At 40.1% G+C, this 12,586-nt stretch carries 9 protein-coding genes and 1 tRNA gene; 4 read left to right on the top strand and 6 right to left on the bottom strand.

The window, feature by feature from the left end; genetic code table 11:
• Positions 1 to 41 precede the first annotated feature (41 nt).
• Entirely contained in the window at positions 42 to 5,447 is a 5,406-nt protein-coding gene (locus ACPZ3T_RS02240) for a trifunctional serine/threonine-protein kinase/ATP-binding protein/sensor histidine kinase (RefSeq protein WP_490273370.1), read from the top strand.
• 260 nt (positions 5,448 to 5,707) lie between these two features.
• Here ACPZ3T_RS02240 and ACPZ3T_RS02235 read toward each other — a convergent pair whose 3' ends face one another.
• The 3 genes from ACPZ3T_RS02235 to ACPZ3T_RS02225 form a co-directional block, all read right to left on the bottom strand.
• Complete coding sequence (locus ACPZ3T_RS02235) at positions 5,708 to 6,490, bottom strand: TrmH family RNA methyltransferase (RefSeq protein WP_490273369.1); 783 nt, start codon at positions 6,488 to 6,490, stop codon at positions 5,708 to 5,710.
• Between the two features lie 65 nt (positions 6,491 to 6,555).
• A tRNA-Leu gene (locus ACPZ3T_RS02230) sits at positions 6,556 to 6,637 on the bottom strand.
• A gap of 233 nt (positions 6,638 to 6,870) precedes the next feature.
• A complete protein-coding gene (locus tag ACPZ3T_RS02225; RefSeq protein WP_490277095.1) occupies positions 6,871 to 8,454 on the bottom strand; it encodes a CPBP family glutamic-type intramembrane protease in 1,584 nt (527 codons plus the stop codon).
• 64 nt (positions 8,455 to 8,518) lie between these two features.
• On the opposite strand from ACPZ3T_RS02225, the gene ACPZ3T_RS02220 reads away from it, so the two are divergent.
• Positions 8,519 to 8,695, top strand: a complete 177-nt coding sequence (locus ACPZ3T_RS02220) for a hypothetical protein (RefSeq protein ID WP_490273368.1) — start codon at positions 8,519 to 8,521, stop codon at positions 8,693 to 8,695.
• Here ACPZ3T_RS02220 and ACPZ3T_RS02215 read toward each other — a convergent pair.
• Positions 8,651 to 8,914, bottom strand: coding sequence for a hypothetical protein (locus tag ACPZ3T_RS02215; RefSeq protein WP_490273367.1), 264 nt, complete (start codon positions 8,912 to 8,914; stop codon positions 8,651 to 8,653). The genes ACPZ3T_RS02220 and ACPZ3T_RS02215 overlap by 45 nt on opposite strands.
• 744 nt (positions 8,915 to 9,658) lie before the next feature.
• Between ACPZ3T_RS02215 and ACPZ3T_RS02210 the strand changes: the two genes are divergently transcribed.
• Both ACPZ3T_RS02210 and ACPZ3T_RS02205 read left to right on the top strand, forming a co-directional pair.
• Entirely contained in the window at positions 9,659 to 10,225 is a 567-nt protein-coding gene (locus tag ACPZ3T_RS02210) for a DUF6658 family protein (protein WP_490277094.1), read from the top strand.
• A 44-nt stretch (positions 10,226 to 10,269) separates the two neighbouring features.
• A complete protein-coding gene (locus ACPZ3T_RS02205) occupies positions 10,270 to 10,896 on the top strand; it encodes a hypothetical protein (RefSeq protein WP_490273366.1) in 627 nt (208 codons plus the stop codon).
• Positions 10,897 to 10,983: 87 nt separating this feature from the next.
• Here the strand turns inward: ACPZ3T_RS02205 and larC are convergent, their stop codons facing one another.
• Together larC and ACPZ3T_RS02195 are read right to left on the bottom strand one after the other, a co-directional pair.
• Positions 10,984 to 12,276 (bottom strand): nickel pincer cofactor biosynthesis protein LarC, encoded by a 1,293-nt coding sequence (gene larC / locus ACPZ3T_RS02200; RefSeq protein ID WP_490273365.1) that lies wholly within the window; start codon positions 12,274 to 12,276, stop codon positions 10,984 to 10,986.
• An 8-nt stretch (positions 12,277 to 12,284) separates the two neighbouring features.
• Positions 12,285 to 12,548 carry a hypothetical protein gene (locus tag ACPZ3T_RS02195; protein WP_490273364.1) on the bottom strand — a complete coding sequence of 88 codons (264 nt, stop codon included), beginning with the start codon at positions 12,546 to 12,548 and terminating at the stop codon, positions 12,285 to 12,287.
• Between the last annotated feature and the right edge of the window lie 38 nt (positions 12,549 to 12,586).

Below are 12,586 nucleotides of genomic sequence, written 5' to 3'. Positions count from 1 at the left end.
ATTTGGGAATACTAAATCTAAACATTTTAAAGATTTAGGATATGACTAGCACTCTTGTTAAGATTCCCGGATATAGCATCAGCGAAGAACTCTATAATGGCTCTCGAACTCAAGTTTATCGAGGTTATCGAGAAGTTGATCAAAAATCAGTAGTGATCAAATTACTGAAAAATCCTTATCCCAGCTTTCACGAACTTTTATTGTTTCGCAATCAGTACACAATTGCTAAAAATCTCAACTCCCCCCTGATAGTCCAAACCTACAGTCTAGAACCTTGCCAAAATGGTTATGCACTAGTTATGGAAGACTTTGGGGGGATTTCTCTGAAGGAGTGGCGAACTAGACAAACCCAACAATCTTTAGAAGAATTTTTAGTGATAGCGATCGCACTCTGCGACATCCTCAACTTACTCTACCACGAGCGCATTATTCATAAAGATATTAAACCCAGCAATATATTAATTCATCCTCAAACCAAACAAGTTAAATTAATCGATTTTAGTATTGCATCTTTATTACCGCGTGAAACCCAAACCCTCGTCAATCCTAATGTCTTAGAAGGAACATTAGGTTACATTTCTCCTGAACAAACAGGCAGAATGAACCGGGGAATTGATTACCGCACAGATTTTTATTCCCTGGGTGTAACTTTCTACGAATTACTTACAGGAGAGTTACCTTTTGCCTCCAACGATCCGATTGAGTTGGTACATTCTCATATTGCCAAAATCGCACCATTAGCACACGAAATTAATCCCCAAATTCCATCTGTATTATCAAAAATTGTCAGCAAATTGATGGCGAAAAATGCTGAAGATAGATATCAAAGTGCCTTGGGACTGAAATTTGATTTAGAAAAATGTTTAATTCAGCTAAAAGAAACTGGTGAGATTCAAAGATTTGAAATTGCGAGTAATGATGTGTGCGATCGCTTCCTTATTCCTGATAAACTCTATGGTAGAGAAACCGAAGTACAAACACTACTAGAAGCTTTCGAGAGAGTCAGCCTTGGTGCAACAGAAATGATGCTGGTAGCTGGGTTTTCTGGAATTGGGAAAACAGCAGTCGTCAATGAAGTTCATAAACCAATTGTCAGACAACGTGGCTATTTTATCAAAGGTAAATATGACCAATTTAACCGCAATATTCCCTTCTCTGCTTTTGTGCAAGCGTTTCGTGATTTAATGGCACAACTATTGACAGAAAGTGACACTCAAATAGAACAATGGAAAAATAAAATATTAGAAGCTGTTGGTGACAATGGACAAGTTATTATTGAAGTAATTCCCGAATTATCAAAAATTATTGGTGAACAACCACCAGCAGTAGAATTATCAGGAAGTTCAGCCGAAAATCGCTTTAACTTATTATTTCAAAAGTTTACACAAGTATTTACCAGTGCAGAACATCCCTTGGTAATATTTTTAGATGATTTGCAATGGGCAGATTCAGCATCACTAAAATTAATGCAGCTATTAATGGCTGATACAGGTCATATTCTACTTATTGGTGCATATCGTGATCACGAAGTCCATCTAGGACATCCATTAATGTTGACTTTGAGCGAAATCCAAAAAAATCAAGCAACAATTAATACAATTACCTTAGCACCCCTCAATCAAGAACAAGTCAATCAATTAGTTGCTGACACCCTCAAATGTAGTGAAAGTTTAGCATGGGATTTATCTTTATTAATTTATCGAAAAACCCAAGGTAATCCCTTTTTTACCATCCAGTTTTTTAAAGCATTACATCAAGATGGATTGATTGAATTTGATTTAAAGTTAGGCTGTTGGCAATTTGATATTGCACAGGTTACGACTCAAGCAGTCACAGATGATGTTTTGGTATTTATGAGTTTGCAATTACAAAAACTCCCATCATCAACTCAAGAAACCTTGCGATTAGCCGCTTGTATTGGTAATCAGTTCGATTTAGATACTTTGGCTATTGTTTGTAAGCAATCAGTCATTGAAACTGCTGCTGCTTTGTGGAAAGCCTTACAAGAAGGACTGATTTTACCAACTAATGAGATTTATAAACTTTATCAGGATTCTCCATTAAAAAATAGCGAACTACAGCAAGATGAGCAAAAACAAATAACCGTTACATACAAATTTTTACACGATCGCGTCCAACAAGCTGCTTATTCCCTAATTCCCGATGATCAAAAACAGATAACTCATTACCAAATCGGACAACTGCTGCTGCAACAGATGTCTCTAGATGTCAGAGAAGAGAGAATTTTTGAACTTGTCAATCAATTAAATTACGGAATCACGTTAATTGGCGAACAGAATCACCGAGATGAATTAGCAGAACTTAATTTAATTGCTTGTCGCAAAGCTAAAAACTCTACAGCCTATCAAGCGGCTGGAGAATATGCTGCCATAGGATTATGTTTATTAGGAGAACAAGCTTGGCACCGGCAATATGATATGAGCTTAGAATTGCATGAGTTAGCAGCAGAAATTGCTTCTTTATGCGGCGACTTTGAATTAATGGAGCAATTAATTGATAGCGTAATTACACAAGCACACTCTTTGCTAGAAAAAGTCAATATTTATTGTATTAAAATTCAATCTTATGATTTTCAAGATGAAATAATCAAAGCCCTTGATATTGGACAAAATCTATTACAACAGTTCGGTGTCAAGTTTCCTGAATCACCAACTCCAGTAGATATTCAACAGGCAGTTCAAGAAATTAATCAACTAATTGGAGATCGAGAAATTGCCAATTTATGTGATTTACCTGTAATGACAGATCGGGAAGTCTTGGCAATTATCCAAATTGCTAATGCTCTCATCCCAGCAGCTTACAACTCTGGTTCTATTTTGTGTCCATTACTGATAGCCTTGTCAGTTAGATTATCGATTCAGTATGGAAATACAATTATTTCTGCATTTGCTTATGCTAACTATGGCTTCATTCTCTGCAATTTTTTACAAGATATCGATACAGCGACAGAATTTGCTCAATTATCACTAAAACTGATTACCAAATTTGATGCTAAAGCCCTGAAACCAGAAGTAATTTTAGTTTTGGGAGGTTTTATCCTGCATCGCAAATCTCACATCAAAGATATTCTCCCTCTATTGCAAGAAAGTTATGTGATTGCTTTAGAAGTTGGCAGCACAAAATTTGCAGGATATCATGCCCGTACATTTTGTAATGCTTCTTTTTGGTGTAATCAATCTCTTGCTACCTTAGAACAGAATGCTCGTGCTTACTACAATGGGTTGATGCAACTCAATCAAGTTGGACTAGCTAATCACTGTCGGCTTTCTTGGCAGTCTGCATTAAATTTGCTTGGTTATGGGGAACATCCTTGTATTTTGTCTGGGGAAGTTGTCCAAGAAACGGAAATTTTGCCACAGATCATCTCTGATAATAATTTCAGTGAGTTGTATGTCTTCCATTCATATAAACTCATGCTCTGCTTTTTGTTTGGAGAAATTGAACAAGCGCAAAATCATGCTGTTGAATGCAGAAACCACTTAATTGCTGCTCAAGGACTAGTATATGAAGCAGCATTTTATTTTTACGATTCTTTGATCGCCTTAGCAAGTTTCAATTTACAATTACAAGATCCATCAGAGGTATTGCAACGGGTAGAGGAAAATCAAACTCAGCTAAAAAACTGGGCGCACCACGCACCGATGAATCATCAGCATAAGTTTGATTTAGTCGAAGCCGAAAAATGTCGCGTGTTAGGACAAAAAATCGCAGCCAGTGACATCTACGACAAGGCAATATGTGGAGCTAAAATTAACGATTACGTACAAGAAGAAGCCCTTGCTAACGAACTGGCGGCAAAATTCTATCTTGATTGGGGCAAACAACGCATTGCTCAAGAGTATATGATTGAAGCCTACTATGCTTATACTTGTTGGGGAGCAAAAGCCAAAGTCGCCGACTTAGAAACTCGCTATCCCCAATTACTCGCTCCCACATTACAGCAAACCAATTCTCGTTTCTCCACTGACGAAACGATCCTTACGTTAAGGACTGTCTCATCCGCCAGTTCCCTCACTTCTAACAGCAGTGTCTCCGATAGCCTAGATTTAACAGCTATCCTCAAAGCTTCTCAAACTCTCTCCGGTGAAATGGAACTTGAAAAACTTCTCTTATCATTGCTGAGAATCGTCATTGAAAATGCTGGGGCGGATAAATGTGTATTAATGCTGTTGCAAGATGCAAAATTGCTAATTAAAGGGTCGATTTCTGAAGGGATGCAGCCAGTCGTTTTGCAGCACGTTCCTGTTGAGGATAGCCAAGACATTCCCCACAAGCTGATTTACAAAGTCAAGCACAACCAACAGACTACTATTTTAGTGGATGCGATCGCAGATCCGGTGTTAGGCAATGACCCTTATATTATCCGTCAACAGCCTCAAAGTATCTTGTGCAGCCCAATTTTGCATCAAGGCAAATTACTGGGGATTTTATATCTAGAAAATAACTTAACAAAGGGAGCATTTACAAACGATCGCGTCGAAATACTCAATCTCATTTGCGCTCAAGCTGCCATTTCTCTAGAAAATGCCCTACTTTATGAATCTGCTCAGGAATATGCCCAAAAGTTAGAGCAAGCACTTACTGATTTGCAAAATGCCCAATTGCATATAGTCCAAAGTGAAAAAATGTCTGCGTTGGGTAATTTAGTTGCAGGTGTCGCCCATGAAATGAATAATCCGTTGGGATTTATTTCTGCTACGCTGCAACAAACTAAACCCAATTTTGTTGATATCACAGAACATTTGAAACTCTATCAAAAATTTATCGAAAACCCTGGTGATGAAATTCAAAACCATGCGGAACAAATTGATTTAGAATATCTTTTGGCAGACTTACCTGAAACAATCGATGCAATGTTGATGGCGTGCGGCAGGTTGAAAAATATTAGCACTAGCTTGCGGACATTTTCTCGTGCTGACAAAGATTATAAAGTTCAATTTAATTTACATCAAGGCATTGACAGCACACTTTTAATCCTCAAGCATCGCCTGAAAGCAAATCAACAACGCCCAGCCATTGAAGTAATTACAAACTATGGTAATTTACCTTTAGTCAATTGTTTTCCTGGACAATTAAATCAGGTGTTTATGAATATTCTTGCCAACGCTATTGATGCTTTAGAAGAAGCAAGTATTGGTAAGAGTTTTGCAGAAATTAAAACTCACCCTAACCGCATCACAATCACAACATCACTTGTGGATAAATACACGAAAATCTCAATTACCGATAATGGTAAAGGAATGACTGAAGAAGTTAAAAACAAGATTTTTGACCATTTATTTACTACTAAATCAGTAGGTAAAGGTACAGGTTTAGGATTAGCGATCGCCAAGCAAATTATTGAAGAAAAACACGGCGGTAAAATCACAGTTAATTCTGTTTTGGGTGAGGGGACAGAGTTTGTAATTTCTATTCCTATAGAGTAATAAGTAATGAGTAATGAGTAATGAGTAATAAGTAACAAGTAATAAGTAACAAGTAATAAGTAAGAAATTTACTTATTACTTTTTTCAATCAGTTGCTGTACCTCATCAACATCAAATCTCGTGTAATATCAAGTTCGGATAATTGGTTATAATTCTCTGAACTGTGCAGAAACAAAAAACTCTTTCTTCCCCCTGCCCCCTGCCCCCTTGCAGTCTTAACTATAAGTCTTTAACCGAACACGATATAAAAGGGTTAAGATTCAACCACCTTGGCTTTGACGCTGGACTTCATATAGCATTAAAGCAGCTGCGATCGCTACATTTAATGATTCTACTCCTGGACTCAGGGGTATTTTGACTTGGGTATCTGCCATTGCGGCTAAATCTGCGGATAAGCCAGCACCTTCATTTCCTAACAAAATCAAACTCGGTTTTTGCCAGTCTACTTCCCAATAAGTTAACTTGGCAGTAGGTAAGGTGGCTATTACCTGCATTCCCGCCTGCTGACAATTTTTGACTGTTGCCTTTAAATCTTCACTTACTGCCGTAGCTAAACGAAACCATTGTCCAGCCGAAGCACGCAAGACTTTAGGATTATCTAAATCTACACTGTCTTGACTCAACCATAAACCCGACGCACCAGCCGCCGCCGCAGTACGAATCATTGTCCCTAAATTTCCGGGATCTTGGATGGTTTCCAAGGCTAAAACTATGCCAGTATACGGCACTTGATTGTGCTGTTCGGCGCGTTTGGCTGTTGCTATGACTCCATCTGGTTGTACAGTAGTAGCGATCGCACTTAACACTTCAGGACTGACAATTTCAGAGCGATCGCATAAACTACAGGCTAAATCCCACAATTGGCTATGGTTTGCTTGCCACTCCGAAGTACAACACACCACCTCTAGAGGGTAATTCACCGCACACGCTTCCTCTAACAAGTGCGTTCCTTCCAATAAAAACAACTGTTGCTTATGTCTTTCTTTGGTAGATTGCAGCTTGCGAATTTGCTTAACTAAAGGATTTTGTAAACTTGTTAACACTACTTCATCTGATAAAACTTACCAGCCAGCAAAATATACTTGACTTTTACTTTTTCCCTTTTCAATGCGGAACCCGGGACTTGAACCCGGAAGCCTTGCGGCACTAGAACCTGAATCTAGCGCGTCTGCCAATTCCGCCAGTTCCGCTAGCAGTTTTGCATATCGACAATTTCTTATTATTGCTTAATTACTTTTATTTGTCAACTACCTCAATAGGGATTGGGAACTAGTAGTCTACCAAGATAACTTTGCGTGGTGGCAGGCTTCGGGGCAGGGAGCAGGGAGCAGAGGGGAAAGATTTTCTCCCTTGCGCCCTGCATCCCTACACCCTCACACCCCTACACCCCCACACCCCTACACCCCGACACCCCCACACCTACCTAATTACCGCTACCCAAGAGAAACAGGGTGATGAGTGTACCGCTATTCCAGAGGCTATGCAGTAGCATGGGTGCAAGTAGGTTGCGCGATCGCGTGTAAACTACTCCTAAGACGATACCTAAAGCGGTCAATGGTAATACTTCTGATAAACTCAGGTGAGCGATCGCAAATAATAAACTGCTGGCGAGAATTGCTCCCCACACTGGTAGGTATTTCGTTAATGAGGGTAATAAAAAGCCACGAAAGAGGATTTCTTCAAATATGGGGGCGGCGATCGCAGCTGTAACGTAAAATATTCCCAGTGCTACAAAGTCTTGGCTTTCCAATGCTAATTGTAATAAAGGGTTACTACCACCCTGTCCTTGCCATAGCTGTTGATTAATCAAGGAAACAACGACAACAATCGGTAAAGCAGCGCAATATCCCCCAAATCCCCACAAAAACCAATTATCCCGTAGCTGTAATTTAAACCACAGTCTCGGTAGGGGGAAAAACTTCTTCAACGAGAAATACATAACTAATAGCGCACCCGCAGCTACTAAAAAGTAACTAACTAAAACTGAAACAGCTTGCAGGCGTACATCCGCCAGGGGACGGGGAATAGGCAGTGTTAAGAGTAAAGCGGGAACGAAAACCTGTCCCATGAAGAAAAACCCGACGACAAACACCTGTAAGATGATTTCCCCATCCCAAGGTGTTGTCCAGGTTAAATCCTCATTTTGGGCTAGTAATGACTCTTTCCCCTTGAGTAAGCGTTGAGCAATTAAGAAAATTAACAGGATAACTCCCGCCAAAGCTGCAACAGCAGGAACAGTACTAATAACTGCTAACTTATATACAGCGTCAGCAGCCCTCTCTTGCTGTGCTGTTTGCACTTCTGATAAAGCGGTTTGGCGTTGTTGGAGTTGGTATAACTGAATCAAAGCTGTAGAACGAAACCAACCTGATAAATTATTATTAATTACAGCTTGAGCATCAGGTAACAGCCTGGGAGGATCGCTCCATAGTCCACTAAGCACAGCAGCAGTTTGTTGAGTGTTAACTGTTGACTGTTGTGCTTGTCCCTGTTCTACATCGTTCCAGGTTTTGAGTGCTGTATCTGTCTTTCCTTGCTTGGCTTGTAAAATTCCCAACTCCAAGTCTAATTCATCTAGGAACTTTTGCATTTTTTGTTGGGACTGCTCCAACTGCTGCTGCTTTTGGGAGTTAGCAACATCTGTGGTGGGAGGAACTTCTGGTAGTGGTTTCGGTGGTACAGGAATTTGATTTGTAGAACGCAGTTGTGCAAGTTGGCTCTGCACTTTGGCTAAGTTAGTCTGTACAGATTGACGTGTTTGTTGGTATTTCTCTGTAGCACCTTCCAGGGGTTGATCCCCAAGGATGGCTTCTCGAAGTACCTCCGAGTTTTCATCTTGACTATCGCTTGGTTGCCAAGCTTGCGCTTCCAGAACAATATTAGTTTGATAAAGTTCTAAACGAGTCTGAAACTGGGGTTCTTGTAAAGTCCCGAATAGAGATGAAGCAGCAAATAAAACTGCAATCGGCGTGAGGATAAAGAATAAAAATATGCGTTTGAGTGTCATCATTCCCCCTTTCACGAAACAGTGGGAGCGCGTCCCCCTTGGGAATTATCGCAAGAAAACGCAAATGATGGATCGATATCAATATTATGCGTTGGCGATCGCTCTAACTATGCTAAGTTACCAAGGTGTGAGATACTTGTCACCAAAAGCAAGAGCGATCGCCTCTCAACAACGCCCTCAAAGATTAGCCGCACAATTACGCTGCTTCTCTGAGTTGATTCGGAACATTCATTTCAGGTAATGAAAGCGAAAGTTGTTCTGATTGGGGTGCAGCAGCTTCTTCTAACACTTGGACTTCAATATTCACGCTCACCAAATAACTACCAGCATCAGCACCAACAGCTTCAGCAATTAATTTTGCAATGTCTGGACGCTTTGCAGTTAGAGGATCTCTTAAGATGCAGCGATCCCATTCGTGTTTGGCAATAGGGTTGAGATTGAGAATGTAATGTTTAATCATTTGACTATACCCTTGAATCCCTCTTCCAGAAGACCGTGACATAAGTGCTTTGCTATATCCACTTTGTGAATGCTGTATCTATTATAGTACATTTGTACTATTTTGTCTAACTATCAGAGATTTTGATATGTCTCACGCAGAGTCGCAGAGTCGCGGAGAGAAAACCTAAGTAAGTCGGCGAGAAAAAAACAAACTACATTAAGTAATGTAAAATTTAATTAAATTAGCTTGTAGTAAGGGCTTTAGCCCTTAAGAGAGGACTAAAGTCCCTACTACAAACCTTGAATTATTCACGCCGTTCTACTTAGTAATGAGTAATAAGTTAAGTAGGGTGCGACGCTACGAAAGTATGTGAACGTAGTCATGAGGCTGATAGCGTCACGCACCAACTATATTTTTAAATAAGTAATAAGTAATAAGTAATAAGTAATAAGTAAATCTCATTATTTAAAATATAATTAGAGGGAGAAATATCAATTTTAATTGAAAATCAAAAATAACTAATAATTGATAACTAGTAATCATATTTAATGTTATCTCTCGTAAGTTAGATAAAAATAGCACATTACGAGCATAAATAATGTGACTTACGCTAGAGGAAAAGATAATTTTTTACACCTAACATTAGATACTGTTGGTCAATTGAGTAGTTAAATCAACCAAAAAACCACATACATCTTTGCTTATTTATTAACTACAAATAAGTAAGAAAATTAGCTTGTGATTATTTGGAAGGAGGAATTGGTGAACAGCCTCATATCTTTATGGAAAAAAATGCGCCTGCGCCAAGTTATTACCGTATTTTTGGCTGGGATATTGTTAATCTTTAGCACTGCTTGCACCCAAGCAAATCCTCAAGGTGCAAATCCCAAAAATCCTGCTGTACAAGCTGGTGGTGCAAATAATCCTTATAAAAATGGTGGAGACAAATATACAAAGTATAGGATGTCTACAGATCCAAAAATCACCAACACAAAGACCAGTCAAACAAGTGACCAAGCTAATCTAGAAAGCAATCCACAAATATTGATTGCTGCTAATAGAGAATCTGAATTGCTCTACCCTGGTGCGGAAACACCAACAGGGAGAGTTTTAAAAGAAGGGGAATTACCAATCATTACTGAAAAAGACTACCAACAGCCAAAACCAGGTGGTTTAATTCAGCGTGAACCAGATGTAGGCACTCGCATTCAAGAGCGAATTGGCACTGTACAAGAAAATGTCCAAGAGGCTTCAAAATTTTTAAAAGAAAAAGCAGATGAAGCCAGTGCTAGACCTGAGTTACAAAAAAATCCCGCAGTTGGTAGATAAGTAACTGTCAACTAATAATCATCAAAAATTCCAGGAGTATCACTATGAATAGAGTCATTAATTGGCTAAAAAACCTTCGTCCTCTGAAAATTTTTACAGCCTTTTTAGCAGGAGTTTTTCTGTTAACAATACAGGCTTGTAATCGTCCAGGTATAGCAGCACAACCACCACAACCAAGTAATCAACCTCCTAATGTGGAAAGATATGATCCCACAAAAAGTTATCCGCTTAATCCAGCTAAAGGTGGAATGAATAACTTTAGTGATGTAGATCCCAGAGCTAGAGCCGACGAAAAAGCCGCAGAAGCTAAGGCTAAAGCTTTGCGAGACATGGCTAAAACAAATGTCGAACAAAAAGGCATTGATAGCACAGAACAATATGTCCGCAATTATCGTCAAGGCACACCTTTGGGTGAAAGAGTCAAAAACCTAGGTGAAGACGTGGGTAGTTCTGCGGAAGAAGTGCAGGAAGGTGTTGCTAAAGGTACTCAGCGCGGATTGAAAAATATCAAAGAAAATACACAAAATGCGGCTGAAGACTTAGTAAAAAATGTTCAGCGTGGAGCAGCAGATACAGCCACAAATGTTCAGCGTGGAGCAGCAGATACAGCCACAAATATTCAGCGACAAGCTGAAGATACGGCTGATGCAGTCAATAGAACAATCCGATAAGTTCAGTAATACCTATTATCCAAAATTAAGTAACAGATGCCAATTCTCAAACAGATGTGGCATCTGGTTTTCTTAGTAGGTAAAAAATCATACGCCCATATTTACAGAAGTATGTTTCCAACTGTTTAAAACTAGTTGGTGAACTTCTCGCCAGGGAAGATTGTATTTACGGGCTAATTCTGCACAATCTTCGTATTCTGGCTGGATATTGACAATATGTTTATTTCCTGCTTGTCTTTGCCATGCCACCTTGATTCGCACTGTGCCGTATTTAGTTTCGACTGTTTGAATTTCTCGTTCTAAGATGGCGCGTTGTTGGGTAGTGCGACGGATGCCTAAAGTAGTGGTTTCTCGAAATAAAACCGCTTCACAATTGGGTAAATTTTCTGGATGGCAAATTACAGTTAGTAAAATCCCTGGACGGGATTTTTTCATGCCTATGGGTTGGGTGAAAACATCCACTGCACCTGCCGCAAACAAAGCTTCAAATACATAACCTATAGCTTGGGGATTTAAATCATCAATTTGAGTTTCTAGTACAGAAATGGTTTCTAGAGTTGGGCTAGTTTCCCCAGAATCTATGAAATTGGTCTGTAAACTAGCACTTTCACCCAGCCATAGGCGTAGTATATTGGGAATAGGGAGATTAATTGTACCAGATCCTAATCCGATTTGTTTAATGGTCATGGGTGGTGGTGCGCCAAATTCTCTGACTAAGGTAGTAGCGATCGCAGCTCCTGTTGGTGTCACTAGTTCCCGATCAATACCATTACTATAAACCGGACAACTCCGCATTTCCCATAACTTCAAAACTGCGGGTACTGGTACTGCCATTTGTCCATGCGCTGCCCGTACAGTACCCCCACCCGTAGGAAATGCCGAACAATACACTAAAGGGAATCCTGCCGCATCGCTAGTTATATCTAACCAATCCAATCCCAAACAAGTACCCACAATATCTACAATTGCATCCACCGCACCCACTTCATGAAAATGCACTTTTTCAGGAGCAATCCCATGTACTGCCCCTTCAGCTACCGCTAATTGGCGAAATACAGCCAAACTCCAAGCCTCAGCCCGTGATGGCAACCCCGCCTTCAGAATCATCTTCTCAATTTCTGGCAGATGACGACCATGATGATGTTCATGGTGATGGTGATGGTGATCATGGTGATGCTCAACTAAATCCACATGGACTTTAGTAGCCTGCTGTCCATTTTTTTGTACGAGTTCTGCTCTTAACTTATATTCCTGGGAAATACCCAAATTATCGAGTTTTTCCGTTAAATATTCCAGGGGAACACCCAGACTCACCAAAGCCCCCAAACACATATCACCAGAAATACCAGCCGGACATTGAAAATAAGCAATTTTGTTCATAATTCAAGTTAATGGTTATTGGGCATAGGGAATGGGGAATGGGGAATGGGGAATGGGGAATGGGGCATGGGGCATGGGGCATGGGGCATTGGGCATTGGGCATTGGAGTACATCTTTCTCCCTTGTCTCCCTTGTCTCCCTTGTCTCCCCCTGCTCCCCTGCTCCCCTGCTCCCTGCTCCCTGCTCCCTGCTCCCTGCTCCCCTGCTCCCCTAGAGTCCCCAGCCCCTAATAAATATATGAAGCAATTGCTTGTGTATGTAAATATGTGCAACGCTTAAGTTTAAAGAACCTAATGGCTAGAGTGTATCC

The sequence above is a fragment of the Aliinostoc maniaoense genome, from assembly GCF_058172895.1.
This window is presented reverse-complemented; position numbering and strand designations above follow the sequence as displayed.

Coding starts and splice junctions, on each gene's coding strand:
- ACPZ3T_RS02240 (WP_490273370.1), top strand. CDS start 42: ATGACTAGCACTCTTGTTAAGATTCCCGGATATAGCATCAGCGAAGAA.
- ACPZ3T_RS02225 (WP_490277095.1), bottom strand. CDS start 8,454: ATGACACTCAAACGCATATTTTTATTCTTTATCCTCACGCCGATTGCA.
- ACPZ3T_RS02220 (WP_490273368.1), top strand. CDS start 8,519: ATGATGGATCGATATCAATATTATGCGTTGGCGATCGCTCTAACTATG.
- ACPZ3T_RS02215 (WP_490273367.1), bottom strand. CDS start 8,914: ATGATTAAACATTACATTCTCAATCTCAACCCTATTGCCAAACACGAA.
- ACPZ3T_RS02205 (WP_490273366.1), top strand. CDS start 10,270: ATGAATAGAGTCATTAATTGGCTAAAAAACCTTCGTCCTCTGAAAATT.
- larC (WP_490273365.1), bottom strand. CDS start 12,276: ATGAACAAAATTGCTTATTTTCAATGTCCGGCTGGTATTTCTGGTGAT.